Origin of the sequence: Variovorax sp. YR750 (assembly GCF_900109805.1) — a bacterium.
In the GTDB taxonomy this organism is placed as follows: Bacteria; Pseudomonadota; Gammaproteobacteria; order Burkholderiales; family Burkholderiaceae_C; genus Variovorax; species Variovorax gossypii.
Genome location: NZ_FOBJ01000014.1, coordinates 102,457 through 123,598 on the forward strand (window position 1 = coordinate 102,457; position 21,142 = coordinate 123,598).

The 21,142-nt window shown below is 69.4% G+C and carries 22 protein-coding genes; 17 read left to right on the top strand and 5 right to left on the bottom strand.

Translation table 11 applies throughout. The features are described from left to right. Window positions 1–23: 23 nt before the first annotated feature. Genes BMY35_RS26205 through BMY35_RS26215 form a run of 3 tightly spaced genes read left to right on the top strand, consistent with a single transcriptional unit; the run spans window position 24 to window position 2,259 of the window. The gene (locus BMY35_RS26205) at window positions 24–716 is read left to right on the top strand and encodes a lysophospholipid acyltransferase family protein (RefSeq protein ID WP_093206037.1); all 693 of its coding nucleotides are present in this window, start codon (window positions 24–26) and stop codon (window positions 714–716) included. Next, window positions 713–1,669 (top strand): phosphatidate cytidylyltransferase, encoded by a 957-nt coding sequence (locus BMY35_RS26210; protein WP_093205772.1) that lies wholly within the window; start codon window positions 713–715, stop codon window positions 1,667–1,669. The genes BMY35_RS26205 and BMY35_RS26210 overlap by 4 nt, the downstream gene beginning before the upstream one ends. Further along, the gene (locus BMY35_RS26215) at window positions 1,666–2,259 is read left to right on the top strand and encodes a YdeI/OmpD-associated family protein (protein WP_093205774.1); all 594 of its coding nucleotides are present in this window, start codon (window positions 1,666–1,668) and stop codon (window positions 2,257–2,259) included. The genes BMY35_RS26210 and BMY35_RS26215 overlap by 4 nt, the downstream gene beginning before the upstream one ends. 9 nt (window positions 2,260–2,268) lie before the next feature. Here BMY35_RS26215 and BMY35_RS26220 read toward each other — a convergent pair whose 3' ends face one another. Next, on the bottom strand, window positions 2,269–2,883 hold the full coding sequence (locus BMY35_RS26220) for a Crp/Fnr family transcriptional regulator (RefSeq protein WP_093206039.1): 615 nt from the start codon (window positions 2,881–2,883) through the stop codon (window positions 2,269–2,271). Here BMY35_RS26220 and BMY35_RS38360 point away from each other — a divergent pair. From BMY35_RS38360 to BMY35_RS26255, 8 genes are all read left to right on the top strand, one after another. Beyond that, a complete protein-coding gene (locus BMY35_RS38360; RefSeq protein ID WP_170217215.1) occupies window positions 2,882–3,037 on the top strand; it encodes a hypothetical protein in 156 nt (51 codons plus the stop codon). The two genes, BMY35_RS26220 and BMY35_RS38360, sit on opposite strands and share 2 nt — an antisense overlap. A 138-nt stretch (window positions 3,038–3,175) precedes the next feature. Next, window positions 3,176–4,240, top strand: coding sequence for a porin (locus BMY35_RS26225; RefSeq protein WP_093205776.1), 1,065 nt, complete (start codon window positions 3,176–3,178; stop codon window positions 4,238–4,240). Between the two features lie 19 nt (window positions 4,241–4,259). Beyond that, complete coding sequence (locus BMY35_RS26230; RefSeq protein ID WP_093205778.1) at window positions 4,260–6,371, top strand: acetate--CoA ligase family protein; 2,112 nt, start codon at window positions 4,260–4,262, stop codon at window positions 6,369–6,371. 22 nt (window positions 6,372–6,393) lie between these two features. Then, complete coding sequence (locus BMY35_RS26235; RefSeq protein ID WP_093205780.1) at window positions 6,394–7,383, top strand: Bug family tripartite tricarboxylate transporter substrate binding protein; 990 nt, start codon at window positions 6,394–6,396, stop codon at window positions 7,381–7,383. A gap of 49 nt (window positions 7,384–7,432) precedes the next feature. Further along, complete coding sequence (locus tag BMY35_RS26240; protein ID WP_093205782.1) at window positions 7,433–8,821, top strand: DUF1254 domain-containing protein; 1,389 nt, start codon at window positions 7,433–7,435, stop codon at window positions 8,819–8,821. 3 nt (window positions 8,822–8,824) lie between these two features. Beyond that, window positions 8,825–10,168 carry a DUF1254 domain-containing protein gene (locus BMY35_RS26245; RefSeq protein ID WP_093205784.1) on the top strand — a complete coding sequence of 448 codons (1,344 nt, stop codon included), beginning with the start codon at window positions 8,825–8,827 and terminating at the stop codon, window positions 10,166–10,168. Continuing rightward, a complete protein-coding gene (locus BMY35_RS26250; RefSeq protein WP_093205786.1) occupies window positions 10,165–11,442 on the top strand; it encodes an alkyl sulfatase dimerization domain-containing protein in 1,278 nt (425 codons plus the stop codon). The genes BMY35_RS26245 and BMY35_RS26250 overlap by 4 nt, the downstream gene beginning before the upstream one ends. A gap of 29 nt (window positions 11,443–11,471) precedes the next feature. Further along, entirely contained in the window at window positions 11,472–12,467 is a 996-nt protein-coding gene (locus BMY35_RS26255; protein ID WP_093205788.1) for a Bug family tripartite tricarboxylate transporter substrate binding protein, read from the top strand. A 22-nt stretch (window positions 12,468–12,489) separates the two neighbouring features. Here the strand turns inward: BMY35_RS26255 and ruvA are convergent, their stop codons facing one another. Next, on the bottom strand, window positions 12,490–13,062 hold the full coding sequence (gene ruvA, locus BMY35_RS26260; protein WP_093205790.1) for a Holliday junction branch migration protein RuvA: 573 nt from the start codon (window positions 13,060–13,062) through the stop codon (window positions 12,490–12,492). 20 nt (window positions 13,063–13,082) lie between these two features. Between ruvA and BMY35_RS26265 the strand changes: the two genes are divergently transcribed. Together BMY35_RS26265 and ybeY are read left to right on the top strand one after the other, a co-directional pair. Beyond that, the gene (locus BMY35_RS26265; protein WP_176947543.1) at window positions 13,083–14,039 is read left to right on the top strand and encodes a PhoH family protein; all 957 of its coding nucleotides are present in this window, start codon (window positions 13,083–13,085) and stop codon (window positions 14,037–14,039) included. 1 nt (window position 14,040) lies between these two features. After that, complete coding sequence (ybeY, locus tag BMY35_RS26270) at window positions 14,041–14,508, top strand: rRNA maturation RNase YbeY (protein ID WP_093205792.1); 468 nt, start codon at window positions 14,041–14,043, stop codon at window positions 14,506–14,508. Window positions 14,509–14,526: 18 nt separating this feature from the next. Here ybeY and dtd read toward each other — a convergent pair whose 3' ends face one another. Together dtd and BMY35_RS26280 are read right to left on the bottom strand one after the other, a co-directional pair. Further along, a complete protein-coding gene (dtd, locus tag BMY35_RS26275; protein ID WP_093205794.1) occupies window positions 14,527–14,970 on the bottom strand; it encodes a D-aminoacyl-tRNA deacylase in 444 nt (147 codons plus the stop codon). Then, the gene (locus tag BMY35_RS26280; protein WP_093205796.1) at window positions 14,967–15,884 is read right to left on the bottom strand and encodes a cation diffusion facilitator family transporter; all 918 of its coding nucleotides are present in this window, start codon (window positions 15,882–15,884) and stop codon (window positions 14,967–14,969) included. Before BMY35_RS26280 ends, dtd begins: the two co-directional genes overlap by 4 nt. Before the next feature lie 152 nt (window positions 15,885–16,036). Between BMY35_RS26280 and BMY35_RS26285 the strand changes: the two genes are divergently transcribed. Next, window positions 16,037–16,573 (top strand): FecR family protein, encoded by a 537-nt coding sequence (locus BMY35_RS26285; protein ID WP_093205798.1) that lies wholly within the window; start codon window positions 16,037–16,039, stop codon window positions 16,571–16,573. A gap of 11 nt (window positions 16,574–16,584) precedes the next feature. Continuing rightward, entirely contained in the window at window positions 16,585–17,205 is a 621-nt protein-coding gene (locus tag BMY35_RS26290) for an OmpA family protein (protein ID WP_093206042.1), read from the top strand. Between the two features lie 34 nt (window positions 17,206–17,239). Here the strand turns inward: BMY35_RS26290 and tyrS are convergent, their stop codons facing one another. Further along, entirely contained in the window at window positions 17,240–18,448 is a 1,209-nt protein-coding gene (tyrS, locus tag BMY35_RS26295; RefSeq protein ID WP_093205800.1) for a tyrosine--tRNA ligase, read from the bottom strand. A gap of 185 nt (window positions 18,449–18,633) precedes the next feature. Between tyrS and BMY35_RS26300 the strand changes: the two genes are divergently transcribed. Then, window positions 18,634–19,980 (top strand): M23 family metallopeptidase, encoded by a 1,347-nt coding sequence (locus BMY35_RS26300; protein WP_093205802.1) that lies wholly within the window; start codon window positions 18,634–18,636, stop codon window positions 19,978–19,980. Window positions 19,981–20,017: 37 nt separating this feature from the next. Further along, window positions 20,018–21,142 (top strand): anhydro-N-acetylmuramic acid kinase, encoded by a 1,125-nt coding sequence (locus tag BMY35_RS26305; RefSeq protein ID WP_093205804.1) that lies wholly within the window; start codon window positions 20,018–20,020, stop codon window positions 21,140–21,142.

A 21,142-nucleotide genomic window follows, 5' to 3' on the forward strand; every position in this document is an offset into this window, starting at 1 on the left:
AGGACGAAAAGCCCGAAAGCACCGTGCTGCGGCGTGGCCTCGCCATCGTGGCGGGCAAGCTCATCATCGGCGCGGCCGGGCTGCTGACCGGGGTGCGCGCCATCTGGTCGGGCTCCACGCCGAAGGCCGAGCAGACGCTGTACTTCGCCAACCACACGAGCCACGGCGACTTCGTGCTGCTGTGGGCCACCCTGCCGCCCGACCTGCGCGCGCTCACGCGCCCGGTTGCCGGGCAGGACTACTGGATGGCCTCGAAGACGCGGCAGTTCATCGGCATCGACGTGTTCAACGCGCTGATGATCCGCCGCGACGGCTCGGGCCAGGGCGAGAACCCGGTCGAGCAGATGAAGCAGGCGCTGGACGCCGGCGACTCGCTCATCATGTTCCCCGAGGGCACGCGCAACACCGGCGACGAGATCCTGCTGCCCCTGAAGAGCGGCCTCTTCCACCTGGCGCGCGCCTGCCCCAACGTGCGGCTGGTACCGGTGTGGATCGAGAACCTCAAGCGCGTGCTGCCCAAGGGCACGCTGGTGCCGATCCCGCTGGCCTGCACGGTGCGCTACGGCGCGCCGATCTCGCTGGCCGAGGGCGAGGACAAGAACAGCTTCATCGCCCGGGCCCGCGCCGCCATGCTCGACCTGCGGCCCGAGTACGACCGCATCGACGAGAACGGCACGGCCGGCAGCCAGAACAACAACGGAGGGACCGCCGCATGATCGAGCTTTCTCCCTTCGCATGGACCACGCTCAAGCTCTTCGGTGGCGTGGCCGGCGTGCTGGTGCTGGCCTCGGCCATCGGCGCGCTGCTCAAGTGGCGGGTGGCGCACGGCCAGCCGCATTCGGTGATCGACAACCTCAACTCGCGCGTCAACGCATGGTGGGTGATGGTGGCGGTGATCGGCATCGCCTTCGCCTTCGGCAAGGGCGGCGTGATCGTGCTGTTCTACCTGATCTCGTTCTACGCGCTGCGCGAGTTCATCAGCCTGGCCTACACGCGGCGCGGCGACCATGCGCCGATCGCGCTGGCCTTCTACCTCGCGCTGCCGGGGCAGTACTTCCTGATCTGGATCGACTGGTACGGGCTCTACGCCATCTACATCCCGGTCTATGCCTTCCTGCTGCTGCCCATCCTGGCGGCGGTGAGCGGCGACACGCGGCGCTTCCTTGAACGCACCTCGAAGATCCAGTGGGGGCTGATGGTTTGCGTGTTCTGCATCAGCCACGTACCCGCGCTGCTCACGCTGCAGATTCCGGGCTTCGAGGGCCGCAACCTGCTGCTGATCGCCTTCCTGGTGATCGTGGTGCAGGGCAGCGACGTGCTGCAGTACGTGTGGGGCAAGCTCTTCGGCAAGCGCAAGGTGGCGCCCGAGCTGTCGCCCTCCAAGACCTGGGAAGGCCTGATCGGCGGCGTGGCGAGCGCCACCGCGCTGGGCGCGGCGCTGTACTGGGCCACGCCCTTCAACCCGTGGCAGGCGGCGCTGATGGCGCTCACCATCTGCCTCATGGGTTTCTTCGGCGGCCTCGTGATGTCGGCCATCAAGCGCGACCGCGGCGTGAAGGACTGGGGTTCGATGATCGAGGGCCACGGCGGCATGCTCGACCGGCTCGATTCGGTGATCTTCGCTGCGCCCATCTACTTCCACGCGCTGCGCTACTGGTGGGTGCCATGAGCAAGACAGAAGAGCGCGTCGTGCACGACACGCCCGTCGAGTGCACCAATGCCGCCTCGTGGGCGCGCTGGCTCAAGCGCCACCACGCCAGCTCCGCCGGCGTGTGGCTTCGCATCGCCAAGAAGGACAGCGGCATCGCCTCCATCGACTACGCCGCGGCGCTCGAAGAAGCGCTGTGCTGGGGCTGGATCGACGGCCAGCGCAAGAGCGACGACGCGCAGTACTTCCAGCAGCGCTTCACGCCGCGCACCAAGCGCAGCATCTGGTCGCAGATCAACCGCGCCAAGGTGCTGAAGCTCATCGAGGAAGGCCGCATGCAGCCGGCCGGCCATGCCGAGATCGAACGCGCGAAGGCCGACGGCCGCTGGGACGCGGCCTACGAAGGCGTAGCCGCAGCCACCGTGCCGCCCGACCTGCAGGCCGCGCTCGACGCCGACAAGAAAGCCGCGAAGTTCTTCGCCACGCTAGATTCGCGCAACCGCTTCGCGATTCTGTTCCGCACCCAGAGCGCGAAGAAGCCCGAGACCCGCGCGCGCCGCATCGCGCAGTTCGTCGAGATGCTGGCCAAGGGCGAGAAGATCCACCCCTGAGCGTCTTGCTCAGGTGCCGGCGGCGATGCGCGCCAGCCGCTCGGCATCGACGATGCGGATGCGCTTGTAGCGCATGTCGATGGCGCCCTCCTCCACCAGGCGCCCCAGTTCCTTGTTGATGGTCTGGCGCGACAGCCCGAGCATGGCCGCCAGGTCGTTCTGCGACAGGCGCACCAGCGGGCCGGCATCGTCGCCTTCTCCCGCGCCCGGTCCCTGTCCGTTGTAGAAGTGGACCAGGCTCATCAGCGTCGCGGCCACGCGCCCGTGGATCGAGTTGAGCATCTGGTTCTGCAGCAGCACGATGCTCAGCCGCTGGCGCTGCAGTCCCAGCTTGGCCACGTCGCGCCACAGCACCGGCTCGGCGTCGAGCACCGCGATCACGGCATCGCTGGGCAGGTGGATGATCACCGAGTCCTCGTGCGCGTGGTAGTCGTAGGGCAGCGGCACGTCTTCCAGCAGGCGCACCAGCGGCGCCACCTGCCCCGGCCCGAGCAGCGCGTTGACGTACTTGCGCCCATGGGTGCTCATGCTGCTGATCTCGAGGCATCCCGACACCACCACCAGCAGCTCGCGCCGGCTGCGGTCGTGCGCCAGCACCTGCGTGCGCCGGCTGTAGCGCTCCATGCGCGCCGACTTCATGAGCTCGGTGCGGCGCGCGTCGGGCCAGCGCGAGAACAGCTCGTTCCAGCGCAGCGCGCGCTCGATGAGCGCGGTGCTTTCTTCTGCATTCCGAGGGGTTGAGCGGGGCGATCGGGTCAGCGGGTTCTCCCTTCCGTGATGTTCATGAATCTGTCAAAGCGTTGACAGATTCGGGAGTCCGTCATTTCTATCGTAAGCACCGGACATCCACAAGCACACAAGCGGCACCGACATGCATCACCCGCATGCGACAAGCCCTACCGGAGACATACGACACATGAAGAAGACAGCAGCCGCCGGCCTCGCGCTGGCGGCCTACTCCTCGCTCACGCTGGCGCAGAGCAGCGTGACGATCTACGGCACGGTCGACCTCTACATGGCCTTCGCCAAGTCGGGCAACACGTCGTCGAAGCGGCTGGAAGACGGCGGCCAGACCGCCTCGCGCCTGGGCTTTCGCGGCACCGAAGACCTCGGCGGCGGGCTCAGCGCGCACTTCACGCTGGAGAGCGGCTTCGCGCCCGACACCGGCAACGGCACGCTGCCCGGGCCGGCCATGTCGTTCAGCCGGCAGTCCTTCGTCGGCCTGTCGGGGCCGTGGGGGCAGATCGACGCGGGCCGCATGTACACGCCGATGTTCTACACGCTGTTCAAGGCCGACCCGTACGGCGTGAACTCGGTGTTCTCGCCGATCAACCTGGTGGCCGCCACCGACGCGCAGCCGGGGCTCACGCCCTTCGCGGCCCGCGCCAGCAACATGATTCGCTACCGCACGCCGGCCAGCAGCGACTTCTTCGCGGACATCGCCTACGCGCCGGGCGAATCGAGCGCGCCCAGCCACCAGAGCGGCAATTTCTACGGCGGCAGCCTGGGCTGGTCTCGCAAGCCCTACTACATCGCCTATGCGTTCCAGCGCGCGCGCTCCGGCTCGGCGGCCGCGCCCGTGGCCGACCCGGCCGCCACCACCTACCAGGCGCTGAGCGGCGCTTACGAGCTGCCGGACATCGGGCTGCAGTTCTATGGCAACTACGTGCGCAACAGCTCCAGCCTGCCGCGCGTGCCCACGGCGAAGCTGGCGAGCCTGGGCGTCACCTACAACGTGACGCCGGCCTCGAACCTCATGTTCGAGGCCATGCAGCGCAAGGTGGACGACACCGGCCGCTCGCAGCTGGCCTGGACGCTGGGCTACGACTACTACCTGAGCAAGCGCACGGTGCTGTACGCGCGCTGGCTTCGCCTGCTCAACCGCAACGGCGCATCGGCCTCGCTCGCGACCATCGCGGTCGCGCCCGACAGCGGCAACGGCGTGCGCGTGCTCGCCACCGGCATCCGCCACAACTTCTGAAACCTCTACGCCACACTCCATGGATTTCTTCAGTTCCCAGGCCGAATCGCTCTCGGCCCTGTTCGCGCCGCGCGCCATCGCGGTGGTCGGCGCCTCTTCCAACCCGCAGAAGATCGGCGGCATTCCGGTCGACTACCAGCGCCGCTTCGGCTTCGACGGCGCGCTCTACCCGGTCAACCCCAACGCCGACCGCATCCAGGAGCTGCAGGCATGGCCCAGCCTGCGCGCCATCGGCCAGCCGGTGGACCTGGCCATCCTCGCCGTGCCTGCCGCCCTGGTCGACAGCGCACTCGACGATGCCATCGCCGCGAAGGTCAAGGGCGTGGTGCTGTTCTCGTCGGGCTTCGCGGAAATCGGCGCCGAGGGCACGGCCGCGCAGGCACGGCTGGGCGACAAGGCGCGCGCGGCCGGCGTGCGGCTCATCGGGCCCAACTGCCTGGGCTTCATGAACATCGCGCGCAACGTGTACGCCACGTTCTCTCCGGCGCCCGGCGTGGGTCGCGTGAGCGCGGGGCGCATCGGGCTGGTGAGCCAGTCGGGCGCGTTCGGCGCGTACGCCTACTCGATGGCGCGGGCCCGCGGCGTGGGCCTGTCGCTGTGGGCCACCACCGGCAACGAGGCCGACGTGCAGTTCGCCGACTGCCTGGCCTGGCTCGCGCAGGACCCGGCCACCGACGTGATCATGGGCTACATGGAAGGCTGCCGCGACGGCCCCCGGCTGCGCGCCGCGCTGGCCCTCGCGCAGGCGAACGGCAAGCCGGTGGTGATGGTCAAGGTCGGCAGCACGGCGCTGGGCGCGCAGGCCGCCGCCTCGCACACCGCCGCGCTGGCGGGCGACGACGCGGTGTACGACGCGGTGTTCCGCCAGTACGGCGTGCTGCGCGCGCGCAACCTCACCGAGTTCTTCGACCTGGCACATAGCGCGGCGGTGGCCGGTCGCCCGCGCGACCGCTCGATCGGCCTGTTCACGCTCTCGGGCGGCGTGGGCGCGCTGATGGCCGACGAGGCCTCGGCACAGGGCCTCGACGTGCAGCCGCTCAGCGATGCCGCGCAGGGCACGCTGCGCAGCTGGGTGCCCTTCGCGGCGCCGCGCAACCCGGTCGACATCACCGGGCAGGTCACGAACGACATGAGCCTGTTGGAGCGCAGCGCGCGCGTGATGCTCGACGACCGCGGCTTCGCGTCGTGGATGGGCTTTCTCGCAGCCGCCGGTGCGTCGGATGCGTTCTGGCCGGTGCTGCGCGAGCTGGTGGGCTCGCTGCGCAAGGCCTACCCCGACACGCTGCTCGCCATCAGCACGCTGCTGGCGCCCGAGCGCCGCGCCGAGCTGGAGGCGATGCGCTGCCTTGTGTTCGCCGATCCGTCGGATGGCATCCGCACGATTGCCGCGCTGGCCGGGTTGAAGACCGGCGCGCCGCTTTCGACAGCCTCCGCTCCTGCGTCGAACCCGCTGAAGCTCGCGCCCGGCACCATGTCCGAGCCCGACGCGCTGGCGTTGCTCGCCGAAGCCGGCGTGCCCGTGGTCGAGCACCGCGTGGTGCGCAGCGCCGACGAGGCCGCTGCCGCCGCTGAAGCGATCGGCGATGCGGTGGTGGTGAAGATCGTGAGCGCGGACGTCCCGCACAAGTCGGACGTCGGCGGCGTGGCGCTCGGCCTGCGCGGCGCGGCGCAGGCGCGCGCCGCCTTCGAGCGGACGCGCGACCACGCGCTCACCGCGCGGCCCGATGCGCGGCTCGACGGCGCGCTGGTGGCGCGCATGCTGGGCGGCGGCGTCGAATGCATCGCGGGCGTGCATCGCGATCCGGTGTTCGGCCCGGTGCTGATGTTCGGCCTGGGCGGCATTCACGTCGAGACGCTGCGCGACGTGTCGCTGCGCGCGCTGCCGATCACGCGCGACGACGCGCTGGCCATGGTGCGCGAGCTGCGCGCCTTCGCGATCCTCGATGGGGCGCGCGGCCGTGCGCCGGTCGACCTCGGCTCGATCGCCGATGCGCTGTGTGCGCTGGCCGGTTTCGCGCTGCGCGCCGGCGATTCGCTCGACAGCGCCGAGATCAACCCGCTGATCGCGCGGCCGCTGGCCGACGGCGGCTGCGTGGCGGTCGACGCGCTGGTCGTCGGACGCGCCGGATGAACAACGACCGGAGACAGATCGCATGACGACATCGAAGAGACAACGCGCCGTGCTCGGCATCGGCGCCGCCATCGCGCTCGCAGCAGGCGGCGCGCAGGCCGATGCGCCCTTTCCGTCGAAGCCGCTGCGCATCATCGTGCAGTACCAGGCGGGTGGCTCCACCGACATCCTCGCGCGCATCGTGGCGGAGGGGCTGTCGAAGCGGCTGGGCCAGCCGGTGGTGGTCGAGAACCGCAGCGGCGCGGGCGGAATCATCGGCACCGACTACGTCGCCAAGAGCGCGCCCGACGGCTACACGCTGCTGCTGACGGTGCCGGGCCCGGTCACCGCGAACATGGTGCTCTACAGCAAGCTGCCCTACGACCCGCGCACCGACCTGCGCATGGTCTCGGACATCGCCACCACGCGCACCGTGCTGGCGGTGCATCCCTCGGTGCCGGCCAAGGACTTCAAGAGCCTGATCGCCACCGTGAAGGCCGCGCCCGGCAAGTACACGATGGGCTCCTGGGGCCCTGGCACGCAGCCGCACCAGATCCAGGTCTACATGGACAAGACCTACGGCCTGCAGACGCTGCACGTGCCCTACAAGGGCGAAAGCCCGATGGCGGTGGACCTGATCAGCGGCGTCATCAACATGACCGTGGGCTCGGTCACCACGCTGCAGCCGTACATCGCGGCCGGCAAGCTGCGGCCGCTGGCGGTGGCCGGCCCGCGCCGCGCCAGGGCGCTGCCCGATGTGCCGACCTTCGCCGAGCAGGGCTACGCCGACGAGGTGTACGCGCTCACCGGGCCGACCTCGCTGATGGCACCGGCGAAGACGCCCGACGCGGTGATCGAACGGCTCGGACGCGAAGTCAGCGCTGTGGTCCGCCAGCCGGAAGTGAGCCGGCGCATCGAGGAGCTGGGCGCCGAGCCGGTGGGCAACCTGCCGGCCGAGGCCACTGCCGCCTACAAGGCATTCCTTCCCGTGACGCTGCGGCTCACGCAGGCCACTGGCGTGAAGCTCGATTGAGCGCCGCGCCCATCCGCATTCCATGAACTCCAGCAAAGAGACATCCACCATGAACGCTCCCGATCCCGATCTCGCCGTCGTCCTCGCGCGCAAGGCGCTCGCCCGCTCCGTCGGCCTGGCCGCCTTCGTCTACGGCTACCCGCTCACCGAGACCTACCGCACCTGCGCCATGCAGACCGCGCCGCAGGCCGAGCGCCGCGCCGGAGCCTCGCACGGCTCGGACGTGCGCGCGCCGCTGAACACGCTGCACCACGCACCACGCCCCTCCACCCATGAAGACCGCGACGTGGTGACCCCGGCCAACGACCTGCTCTACACCATCGCATGGGTCCACCTGGCCCACGGGCCGATGCTGCTGACGGTGCCCGCGTCGTCGCGCCACCCGGGGCGCTACTTCGTGCTGCCGCTGTACGACGCCTATACCGAGAACTTCGAGAACCTGGGGCCGCGCAACTGCAACCCCGATGGAGAGACCGTGGTGCTCGTCGGGCCGAACGGCACGGTGCCCGCATCGCTCGCCGGCCATCGCGTGGTGCGTTGCCCCACCGACCTCGTCTGGCTGATCGGCCGCATCCTCGTAGGCGACGAAAGCGACTGGCCGGCAGCGCGCGCGCTGCAGTCCGAGATCAGGCTGGCACCCGCCCCCGGCACCGTGCTGCAGGGTCGGCCGTCCGCTGTCGAGCACTGGGACGGCCCTCCGGTGGACGCGATGGCCGCAGCCTTCGAGAACGGCGAGCCGGCCGCGCAGGTGGCGCAGCGCTTCTTCACCAACATGTGCCGGGAGCTCGCCGAGGCGCCGGGCCGCGTGGAAGACCGCGCGCTGGTGGCCTGGTTCGGCCAGGCCGGGCTGCGGCCGGATGCCGCCTTCTCGTGGGACACGCTGGACGAACCCGCACGCGAGGGCCTGATCGAGGGCTTCGCCGAAGGCGTGCAGCTGGTCGGCGCAGCGGGCCGCAACCGCCGTCCCAAGCCCTGGTCGATGGCACCCGCCACGGGCCGCTACGGCAACGAGTTCCTCGGTCGCGCTCGCACCGCCTACCTGGGCCTGGGCGCGCTGGCCACCAGCGAGGCCGTGTACGCCGCGGCGCATTACGACGCGAAGCAGGAGCCGCTGGACGGCAAGCGCGGCTACACGATGCGCTTCGAGGCCGACGACCTGCCGCCGGCGGATGCCTTCTGGTCGGTGACGCTCTACGACGCCGACCGATTCCTCTATCCCAACGAGATCAAGCGCCACGCCATCGGCGACCGCACGCCGGGCCTGAAGTACGGTGCCGACGGCAGCCTGGAGATCCGCATGAGCCACGTGCGTCCGGCCGACGCCGCCAACTGGCTGCCCGCGCCGGCCGGGCGCTTCTACCTGATCCTGCGCATGTACTACCCGCGCGAAGGCGTGCAGAGCTGGCGCGTTCCGGCCCTGCAGGCACGGGAGGGCTGAGCCATGCAGGCGACCATCGACAACGAACAACAGCGCACGCTGGCCGAGGAGGCCATCGTCTACGCCTTCCCGCTCTACGAGATGAGCCGCATGCGCGCGGCCACCTCGCCGCAGCGCACCGACGTCGCAGGAGAAGCTCCGAAGCCCCATCGCTGGTGCAACGTATTCACGCACGCGCGTCAGCTGCTGGGCGCGGGCAAGAGCCGCGTGGTGACGCCGAACAACGACACGCTCTACACCAACGCCTGGCTGGACCTGGGCGACAGGCCGCTCGTGATCGATGTGCCCGATACCGCAGGGCGCTACTACGTGCTGGGCCTGCTGGACTTCTACACGAACCCCTTCGCGCACATCGGCCAGCGGCTCACGGGCACGGCCGCGCGCTCGTTTCTCGTCACGCCGCCGGGCTGGCGCGGCGAAGTGCCGGCCGCGTTCCGCGAGGCCGGCTCGCATGTCGAGGCGCCGACGCGCTGGCTCTGGGTGATCGGCCGCATCCTGGTCGACGGGCCACAGGACGTGCCTGCCGTCAATGCGCTGCAGGACGGCTTCATCGTGCGCACGCTCGGCGACTGGCAAGCGGGCAAGACCTCTTCGATGCCGAAGCACTTCGACCCGGCCTGCGACCCGAAGGCGCCGCTGAGCGCCGAACACTTCGCGGCGCAGGTGAACCGCGCGCTGCGCGAGAACCCGCCGCCGGCGAGCGATGCAGCCTTGCTCGCCCGCTTCGCCTCGCTCGGTCTCGGACCTGACGTCGATGCGCTCGACGACATGCAGCTCGCCGTGCTGCAGGACGCGCTCGATGCCGTGCTGCCGCGGCTGCGCGGCGCGCAGTCCGGGTCCACGGCGCCCTCCGGCTGGGTGCAGATGCCGCTGGTCGAAGGCAGCTTCGGCGACGACCACCTGGCGCGCGCGCTGGTGGCGCTCAAGTACATCGGCATGCTCGAGAGCCGCGAGGCGACCTATCCGCTGGCCTGGAACGACGCCTCGGGGCGCAAGCTCAACGGAAGCGGCCGCTACACGCTGCGCTTCGCGCCCGGCGCGCTGCCGCCGGTCGAAGCCTTCTGGTCGCTCACGATGTACGACAGCCGCGACTACATGCTGGTGGACAACCCCATCGACCGCTACGCGATCGGCGACCGCACGCCCGACCTGCGCCGCGACGCCGACGGCGGGCTCACGCTGCATATCCAGCATGCGCGCCCCGAAGGCGAGGCCGCGCAGGCGAACTGGCTGCCGGCACCTGCCGGCGATTTCTATCTCTGCCTGCGCGCCTATGTGCCGCGCGAGGAAATGCTGGACGGCCGCTATGCGCTGCCGGCACTGGTCCGTACCGGGGAGGCTGCATGAACGCGAAAGACAAGAGCAACATCGACAAGGCCGAGCAGGAGAAGCCTTTCCTCATCGTCGGCACGGGCACCGAGACGGTGGCGCCGGGCCTGCACATCCTGCGCGGGCAGGGTCAGTCCTTCGTGGCCGAGACGGACGCCGGCCTGGTGGTGATCGATGCCGGGCCGGGCGGCCCGGTGACGCAGGGAATGATCGACGCGGTGCGCCAGCTCAGCAACGCGCCGCTGCATGCGCTTTGCTACAGCCACGGGCACGTGGGCTACAACTCCGGCGTGCCGATGTGGCTCGCGCATGCCGCGCAGCGCGGGGATGCGCCGCCGCGCGTCATTGCCCACCGCAACGTGCTGCGACGCCAGGCCCGCTACCGGGAAACCGAGGCGCTGCAGCACCGCATGGCCGAGATCCAGTTCAACCGGCCCGCCGGCTTCTTCGACCGTCGGCTCACCATGCACGCGCCCACGGGGACCTTCGACGACCGGCTGCATATCGGCCAGGGCGACAGCCGTATCGAGCTGCGCTGGGCGCCTTCGGAGACCGACGACGCGATCGCGCTGTGGAGCCCGTCGCAGCGCGTGCTGTACGGCGGCGCGGCGCTGATCGACTCGATTCCCAACATCGGCACGCCCTTTCGCACGATGCGCGACACGGTGCGCTGGGCCGACACGCTCGATGCGCTCGCGGCGCTCGGTGCGCGCAAGGCGGTGCGCGAGTTCGGCGCCACGCTCGAAGGCGAGGAGCAGGTGCGTCACGTGCTCACGCACACCGCGCGTGCGCTGCGCTGGCTGCGCGCCGAGGTCGTGCGGCTGATGAACGAGGGTTTCAACGAGCGCGGCGTGCTCGCGCGCATCCGCTTTCCCGACGAGCTGTTCGGTGTCGAGTGGATGAAGCCCACCTACGGCGACCCCGGCTACATCGTGCGCGACATCTACCGCTCGGAGAACGGCTGGTGGGACCGCAACCCGACATCGCTGCACCCCGAGGCGCCCGAGACCATCGGCCGGGCCGTGGCCGAGGCCATCACCGACAAGCGCGGCGTGATCGCGCATGCGTGCAGCCTGGCGAAGGAAGGCCGCTGGCAGCTGGCGCTGCACGTGATCGACCTGCTGGCCATCGCCGAGGGCGATGCGCCCGAGATCGCGGAGGCGCGCTCGCTCAAGGCCGAGTGGCTGCGCGAGCGCGCGCGACAGGTGCCCAGTTACGTGTCGCGCAACCTGTATCGCGTCGGCGCGGACATGATCGAGCAGGGAACGCAGGGGCGCTTCGGCATTCACTGATACAGACGACAAGAGACAGGAGACAAGACATGAGAACCACACTCCTTCGACGCCACCTGCGTGCGTTTGCGCTGGGCGCGCTCGCGGCCTGGGCGGCGACGGCCGTCCACGCGCAAGGCGCCGATGCCTACCCCGACAAGCCGGTGACGCTGATCGTGCCCACGGCAGCCGCGGGCGGCACCGACACCATCTCGCGACTGCTCGCGGACGCGCTCTCCAAGCAGCTGAAGCAGCCCTTCATCATCGACAACCGCCCCGGCGCCAACGGCATCCTCGGCACCGAACTCGCAGCGCGCGCCACGCCCGACGGCTACAAGCTGCTGTTCACCTACGCCGCGGCGATGGTGGTGAACCCCAGCCTCTACAGGAAGCTGCCCTACGACCCGGTGAAGGACTTCGCGCCGGTGGCGCAGATCGGGCGCGGCGGCAACCTGCTGCTGGTGCGCCAGGACCTGCCGGTGAAGACTCTCAAGGAATTCGTCGCCTATGCCAAGGCGCGCCCCGACAAGCTCAACTACTGCTCGTGGGGCAACGGCTCGGGCGGCCACCTCGCGATGGAAAGCCTCAAGAAGCAAGCCGGCCTTGCGATGACGCACGTGCCCTACAAGGGCAGCGGCCCCTGCGTGCAGGACCTGATGGGCGGGCAGGTGGACGCTGCGTTCGCGGACATGTCGTCTACTGTGGAGCTGGTGCGCGCCGGGCGCCTGAAGGCGCTGGCCAACAGCGGGCCATCGCGTATCCCCATGCTGCCCGATGTGCCGACGATGACCGAGGCCGGTTACCCCTTCACCAACTACTCGTGGTACGGCGTGCTGGCGCCCGCGAAGACGCCGCCGGCCATCGTGAAGAAGCTCAATGTGGCGTTGAACCAGGTGCTGAAGGACCCGGCCGTGGTGCAGCGCCTGCGCGAACTCAACTTCACCGACCTGCCGCAGAACACGCCCGAGCAGTTCGCCGCGACGATGCAGAAGGACCTGCACGACTGGAGCGTGCTGGTGAAGGACATCGGGCTGACGCTCGAGTGAGCAGCCGCCCGCTGGCCGAGGCCTACTTGGCGAGCGACTTCAGCGCCATCTTGATGCCCTCGCTCACCGTCGCGTCCTTGGGCAGCGCCTTGAGTGCGAGTGCGGCTTCCTTGTCGCTGTAGCCCAGCGCGACCAGCGCCTGCAGGATGTCGGCCTGCGCGTCGGAGGCGGCGTGCGCCGGCAGGCCGATGTCGGCGCCGAGCTTGCCCTTGAGCTCCAGCAGCAGCCGTTCGGCCGTCTTCTTGCCGATGCCCGGAATCTTCACGAGCCGGCCCAGCTCCTGCGTGGTGATCGCCTGCGAGAGCTCGCCCACGCTCATGCCCGAGAGCAGGCCCAGTGCGGTGCGCGGGCCCACGCCGGTGATCTTGATGAGCTGGCGGAAGGCCGCGCGCTCCTCGGCGGTGCCGAAGCCGTAGAGAATCTGCGCGTCCTCGCGCACGACGAAGTGCGTGAGCAGCGAAACCTTGGTGCCGACGTTCGGCAGGTTGTAGAACGTGCTCATCGGCACGTCGACCTCGTAGCCGACCCCGTTGCAGTCGACAACCACCTGCGGCGGATTGCGTTCGGCGAGCGTGCCGGTCAGTTTGCCTATCATGGGTGCCCTTTTTCCTTGAAATGTCCGGCGTGATTCTGCGACACACCTTTACCCCACTGAACAATTCGCGCCTCAGCCACCTGTGCGGCCCGCTGGACGCCCACCTTCGCCGCATCGAGGAGGCGCTGGACGTGAAGATCGCGCACCGCCACGAGCAGTTCAAGGTCGACGGGCACAAGGCCGCCGCGCAGCGCGCGATGGACGTGCTGCAGGCGCTCTACGAGATCGCGCAGCGGCCCATCGACGCGGCGGTGGTGCAGCTCACGCTGGCCGGCGACGGCGGAATGATCGACGGCGACGAGGACGTGGCGATGCTCGTCACCCGCCGCGGCGACCTGCGGCCGCGCACGCCCACGCAGGCGATCTACCTGGACAACATCGCCAAGCACGACATCACCTTCGGCATCGGCCCGGCCGGTACCGGCAAGACGTATCTCGCGGTGGCCTGCGCGGTCGATGCACTGGAGCGCGCGGCCGTGCAGCGCATCGTGCTGACGCGGCCGGCCGTCGAAGCCGGAGAGCGGCTGGGCTTCCTGCCCGGCGACCTGACGCAGAAGGTCGACCCGTACCTGCGCCCGCTGTACGACGCGCTCTACGACCTGATGGGCTTCGAGAAGGTGCAGAAGGCCTTCGAGCGCAACGCGCTGGAGATCGCGCCGCTGGCCTTCATGCGCGGGCGCACGCTGAACAACGCCTTCGTGATCCTCGACGAGGCGCAGAACACCACGCCGGAGCAGATGAAGATGTTCCTCACGCGCATCGGCTTCGGCGCGCGCGCGGTGGTGACGGGCGACGTGAGCCAGATCGACCTGCCGAAGAACCAGCTCAGCGGCCTGATCGACGCCGAGCGCGTGCTCAAGCGGGTGAACGGCATCGCCATGACGCACTTCACCAGCGCGGACGTGGTGCGCCACCCGCTGGTGGCGAAGATCGTCGATGCCTACGACGGCCATCGCAAGCGCGCGGGGAGCCACTGAGATGGCCGCATCGAAGCTCCCGGCGCTTTCGCTCTCGCTGCAGTTCGGCCGCTTCAAGGGCGTGGAGCGCCATCGCTCCGCGCTGCCGCGCCACAGCGTGACGCGCTGGATCCGCCATGCGCTCGACATCGACGGCGAGATCACGGTGCGCATCGTCGATGCCGAGGAAGGCCAGCGCCTGAACCGCGAGTTCCGGGGCAAGGACTATGCGACCAACGTGCTGACCTTCGACTATGCGCAGGGCCCGGTCGTGATGGCCGACCTGGTGCTGTGCGCGCCGGTGGTCGCGCGCGAGGCGAAGGAAAACCGCAAGACGCTGGCCGACCACTACGCGCACCTGCTGGTGCACGGCACGCTGCACGCGCAGGGCTGGGACCACGAGACCAGCGAGGCCGACGCCGACGAGATGGAGGCGTACGAGATCGAGATCCTCGCGGGGCTGGGCATCCGCAGCCCGTACGGCAAGTAGCCGGGCAGCCGGCCGCCGCTAGGCCGTCATCTGCAGCGGGATCGTGACGGGGCCGTCGTTCAGCAGGTGCACCTGCATGTCGGCGCCGAATTCGCCGGTGGCCACCACCGGATGCGCGGCGCGGGCCCGCGCCACGAAGTATTCGTAGAGGCGCCGTCCTTCGTCGGGCGGCGCGGCCTGGGTGAAGCTGGGGCGGTTGCCCGCGCTCGCGTCGGCCGCCAGCGTGAACTGGCTCACCACGAGCAGGCCGCCGCCGATGTCCTGCACGCTGCGGTTCATCTTGCCGGCCTCGTCGGCAAAGATGCGCAGCTTGAGGATCTTGGCGAGCATGCGGTCGGCGAGCGCGTCGACGTCGCCGCGCTCGGCGCAAAGCAGCACGAGCAGGCCCGCGTCGATGGCGCCGACGGTGCGGCCGGAAATGTCGACGCGTGCATTCGCGACGCGTTGCAGAACAGCTTTCATAGGGGGTGATGTTCGCCGGCCTGGGTGGCGCGGGCTTCCATGGTGAGGGGCAGGAGCTGGATCGTGACGCGCAGGCCAGGCACGGCGTCCATCAGCGCCTGCTCGAGTTCGTCGCGCATGCTGGCGGCGTGCTGCAGGGTCCATTCGCCGGGCACGTGCATGTGCAGGTCGGCGAAGCGGCGCTGGCCGGCACTGCGCGTGGCCATGTCGTCGAAGCGCAGCCGGGCGCCGTCGGGCACGCGGGCGGCGAAGGCCTCCAGCGTGGCACGCACGATGGCGATGGTTTCGGGGTCGAGGGCCTTGTCCATCAGCCCCTGCGACGAGCGCCACACCAGCTTGACGCCCTCGCGCGCGATGTTCAGCGCGACGCCGATGGCCAGCAGCGGATCGAGCCACAACCAGCCGGTGAGCAGCACGCCGAGGATGCCGGCCAGCACCGCGGCGGAAGTCCAGACGTCGGCCATCAGGTGGCGGCCATCGGCCTCCAGGGCGATCGAGCGGTGGGCCCGCGCCGCGCGGAACAGCAGGATGGCCAGGCCGGCGTTGAAGCCCGAACTGAGCACCGACAGCGCCAGGCCCCAGCCCAGCTGCTCCAGCGGCTGGGGAGACAGCAGACGCTGCACCGAGACCCAGAGGATGGCGATGGCCGCGCCGACGATCAGGACGCCTTCGAAGCCCGAGGAGAAGTACTCTGCCTTGTGGTGGCCGTAGGGGTGGTCTTCGTCGGCGGGCCGCTCGGCGATGGTCACCATGGCGAGCGCGAACATGGCGCTCGCCAGGTTCACGAAGGACTCCATGGCGTCCGAGATCAGGCCCATGGAGTTCGTCATGTAGCCGGCCAGGCCCTTGAGCACGATCGTGATCAATGCCACGCCGATCGACACGCGAAGCAGCGTCTTAGGGGTAAACATCATGCAAAAGCCATCAGGAAAGGGGCAGGAAGCAACGCGAAAAGCGGTAAAAGGCCGCAGAAACTGCCTGAATTATCGGCCTCGTGTCCATATGTAACGCCTTCGCATTAATATTTGCGACCATTGCGCAACAGTTCTTCGCAGAGAGCCAGACGATGAAAAATCTCCTGACTGCCCTGGGCAGCCTCGCCATCGCGGGAGCCGCGCTGGCACAGACCCAGACGCAGACGCCGCCGGCAGCTCCCGCTGCGGCGCCCACGCCCGCAGCAACAGCAGCCGCACCGGCCGCACCAGTCGCGAAACCCGATCTCCAGGCCGGCTTCGTGAAATCCGTGCGCGGCAGCGTGCAGCTGCTCAACGGCGCCGGCGCCGCCCGCACCGCCAACCCGGGCGACGCGCTGGGCGCAGTCGACCGCATCGTGACCGGCCCCGACTCCTCGGCCTCCGTGGTGCTGCGCGACGACACGACGCTGGTGGTCGGCCCCTCTTCCCGGCTCGATCTCAAGGAATTCCACTTCGACGGCACCACGCGCGACGGCGGCATGCTTCTTTCGCTGCTGCGCGGCTCGATGCGCATGATCACCGGCCTGATCGGCAAGACCAACCCCGACGCGGTCCGGGTCGAGACGCAGACTGCCACCATCGGCATCCGCGGTACCGACTTCATCGTGCAAGCCGACGGCCAGCCATGACGAAGATGCAGATGCCGAAACTCCGATCCTCCCGCCTCGCCTCCCTTTTCGCGGCCACGCTGGCTGCAGCGCTGCTGGCCGCGTGCTCGACGCCCGGCACGCGGGTGGTGCTCCTGCCGCAGGCCGACGGCAAGCCCTCCGCGGTGGTGGTGCGCGCCAAGGACGGCGAGGAAGTGCTTTCCACGCCCTACCAGCGCGCCACGGCCGCAGTCGGAGCCAAGGGCGCGCCGGTGGTCGACAGCGTCGATCCGGCCAAGGTGCAGGCGGAGAACAAGTCGCTCTTCGACATGCGCCCGCCCCCGCCGCAGCGCTACACGGTGTACTTCGAGCTCGGCGGCACCACGCTGACGCCGGCGTCGCAGCAGATCATGACCGAGGCGCTGGCCGCGGCGCTGGCACGCAGCGGCGGCGACATCGTGGTCACCGGCCACACCGACACCAAGGGGAACGGCGAGCAGAACGACGAGCTGTCGCGCCGCCGGGCTCAGGAAGTGGCCCAGCTCTTCGTCGAGCGCCAGTTCCCGGCGAACCGCATCGAGGCCGTGGGCCGCGGCGAGCGCGACCTGGCGATCCCGACCGCCGACGAGGTGGACGAGCCGCGCAACCGGCGCGTCACCATCGAGGTCCGCTGATCGGGTCGAGCAGGTGACGAGCCGCCCCCCCGGCTCAGCTCAGGGTCACGCGCGCGAACTTGCGCTTGCCGACCTGCACCACGTAGCTGCCCGCGGGCAGCTTCAGCGCCTTGTCGCTGACCACGGCGGAGTCGATCCGCACGCCGCCACCGTCGATCAGGCGGTTGCCTTCCGAGGTCGAGGGCGCGAGGTTCGCCTGCTTGAGCACCTGAGCTATGCCCAGCGGGGCGCCCGACAACGACACTTCCGGGATCTCGTCGGGCACGCCGCCCTTGCTGCGGTTGATGAAATCCTGCTCGGCCGCGTCCGCCGCCGCAGCGCTGTGGAAGCGCGCCGTGATTTCCTTGGCCAGCGCGACCTTGGCGTCCTTCGGGTTGCGGCCGCCCTCGACCTCGGCCTTCAGCGCCGCGATCTGCTCGAGCGACTGGAAGCTCAGCAGCGTGTACCAGCGCCACATCAGGTCGTCGGAGATCGACAGCACCTTGGCGAACATGGTGTTGGCGTCTTCGCTGATGCCGATGTAGTTGTTCTTGCTCTTCGACATCTTCTCGACGCCGTCGAGCCCCTCCAACAGCGGCATAGTGAGTATGCACTGCGGCTCCTGGCCATATTCCTGCTGGAGATGGCGACCGACGAGCAGGTTGAACTTCTGGTCGGTGCCGCCCAGTTCCAGGTCGCTCTTCAGCGCGACCGAGTCGTAGCCCTGCATCAGCGGGTAGAGGAATTCGTGGACCGAGATCGACTGGCCGGCCTTGAAGCGCTTGTTGAAGTCGTCGCGCTCCATCATCCGGGCCACCGTGTACTTGGCGGCGAGCTGGATCATGCCGCGGGCGCCCAGGGGGTCGCTCCATTCGGAGTTGTAGCGGATCTCGGTCTTCTCGGGGTCCAGCACCAGGCTGGCCTGCTTGTAGTAGGTCTGGGCGTTGGCCTCGATCTGCTCGCGGGTGAGCGGCGGGCGGGTGCTGTTGCGGCCGGAGGGGTCGCCGATGGTGGTGGTGAAGTCGCCGATCAGGAAGATCACCCGGTGGCCCAGGTCCTGAAGCTGGCGCATCTTGTTGAGCACCACGGTGTGGCCGACGTGGATGTCCGGCGCCGTCGGGTCCAGGCCCAGCTTGATCCGCAGGGGGGTTCCGGTCGCTTCGGAGCGCTGGAGCTTGCGCACCCATTCGTCCTGCGGCAGCAGCTCGTCGGCACCCCGGAGGGAGATTTCGAGCGCGCGTCCTACACTATTCGAGAGGCTCATGGATGTAACAGATTCGGCCTTTACGGGCTTTTTTGGCTGATTTTTGGGGCGCCGAAGCTATACTCAGCCCGACTTTTCAAGCGCCGAATTCTAAGCGGCGCTTCTTTCCGCACCGTCTCCTGCCGCCCTGAACGTGACTGGGCCTTGCAGCACGGACCTGCAGAACCTGAGCTGGAATTCATAGTTTGATCAACGGCATTCTTGCCGCCGAGGAGCTACTCGCTTCTCGCGTGGCCTATACATTCCGGACGTACCCCAGGCAGATCACCGCGGTCATCGCGGCCGCCTTGCTGAGCGCCGGCACCCTCGCGGTGGCCTCCCTCGGCCCCGACGCATCCGACCTCCCGGTCCACCAGATCCTCGAAGCCACGGCGCCCGTCTCGTTCGCCGACCAGAGCGAATCGCTCGAGAACTTCAGCTTCACCCTCTTCCGCACCGACGTCACCCGCTCGAGCGACACCGCCGACGCGCTGATGAAGCGCCTGGGCATCTCCGACCCGGCCGCCACCGCCTTCGTGCGCGGCAGCGTCGAGGCCCGCAATGCACTCTTCTCTCGCGCCGGCCGCACCGTGACGGCCGAGGCCACGCAGGAAAACCAGCTCAAGAGGCTCAGCGCGCGCTGGATTCCCGACGGCGACGGCGGCTTCAAGCGCTTCGTCATCGAGCGCACGCCCACCGGCTTCGCCGGCGTGACCGAGCGCGATTCGCTCACCCCGGGCACGCGCCTGGCCAGCGGCACCATCCGCACCTCGCTGTTCGCCGCCACCGACGACTCGCGCATTCCCGACGCGGTGGCGAGCCAGCTGGCCGACATCTTCGCGGGCGACGTCGACGTGCGCAACCTGCGCAAGGGCGACCGCTTCGCCGTGGTGTACGAGACCTTCGAAGCCGACGGGCAGGCACTGCGCAGCGGCCGCGTGCTGTCGGCCGAGTTCGAGAACAACGGCAAGATCCACCAGGCCGTCTGGTTCCAGCCCCCGGGCGCGGGCCAGAAGGGCAGCTACTACCGCCCGAACGGCGACAGCCTGCGCAAGGCCTACCTGGCGACGCCGGTCGAGTTCTCGCGCGTGTCCAGCGGCTTCGCGATGCGCATGCATCCGATCCTGAACAGCTGGCGCCAGCACAACGGTATCGACTACGCAGCGCCCACCGGCACCTCGGTGCGCTCGGTCGGCGACGGCACGGTCGATTTCGCCGGCACGCAGAACGGCTACGGCAACATCGTCATCATCAACCACCGCAACAACCAGCAGACGGCGTACGCGCACCTGAGCCGCATCGACGTCAAGGCCGGCCAGGTCGTGAGCCAGGGCCAGACGGTCGGCGCGGTGGGTTCCACCGGCTGGGCCACCGGCCCGCACCTGCACTTCGAATTCCGCGTTGGCGGCGTCTATCAAGATCCGGCCTCCATCGCACAGGAAGGCGGCGCACCGATCACCGCCGCCATGCGTCCCGCCTTCGAACGCGTGGCCGTTGGCGCGCGCACCGAACTGGCTGCGGCCTTCTCCGTCATCCAGGCCAGCGCCGACTGATTCCGTCGTCGCCACGCGGCCTCCCACCGATCCAGCCATGGCGGCCGAGCTCTTCATCGGCCTGATGTCGGGCACCTCGCTCGACGGCGTCGACGGCGTGCTCGCGGACTTCTCGGGCGGCCGCATCGCGGTGCGCTCCTACGCCACGGCCGCCTTCCCCGTGGCACTGCGCGCGGAACTGCTCGCACTCAACACCCCCGGCGACAACGAACTGCACAGGGCAGCCCTTGCCGGCAACGGGCTCGCGCGGGCCTATGCCGGCGTGGTCCAGCAACTGCTCGCGGACAGCGGCACCGACGCCCGCGCCGTCACCGCCATCGGCGCACACGGCCAGACCGTGCGCCACCGGCCGCTCGAGTTCGACGAGGTCGGCTACACGCTCCAGATCAACAATCCCTCGCTGCTGGCCGAGCTGACCAGCATCGACGTGGTCGCGGATTTCCGCAGCCGCGACCTCGCGGCCGGCGGCCAGGGCGCCCCGCTGGTGCCAGCCTTTCACAGGGCACTGTTCGCAAGGCCCGACGAGACGGTCGCGGTGCTGAACATCGGCGGCATCTCCAACCTGAGCCTGCTGCCGGCCACGAACACGGCCGGCGATACCTCCGTGCTCGGCTTCGACTGCGGCCCCGGCAATGCGCTGATGGACCATTGGTGCCAGGCCCACCAGGGCCAACCCTTCGACCGCGGCGGTCAATGGGCGGCCAGCGGACAGGTGCTGCCCGGCCTGCTCGCGCAGCTTCTGGCGGATCCGTACTTCGCGCGGACGCCGCCCAAAAGCACCGGACGCGACCTGTTCAATCCGGCCTGGCTGGCTGCGCAGCTCGGCACGACGGCCATGGCGCCGGAGGACGTTCAGGCGACCCTGGCCGAGCTGACCGCTCAGGCCTGCGCGGCGGACCTCAAGAGCTATGGAAAAGATAGCAATCTGCTCATCGTCTGCGGCGGCGGCGCCCTGAACGACCACCTGCTCGACCGGTTGCGCGCCCTGCTGCCCGGAGTGACGGTCGCAGCCTCGACCGATCACGGCCTGCCGCCCCAGCAAGTCGAGGCGGCGGCATTCGCCTGGCTTGCCCGCGCCAGCGTCCGTCGCGAGGCGGGCAATCTCGCCAGCGTGACCGGTGCGCGCGGAGAACGCGTGCTCGGCGCGATCTACCCGGCCTGA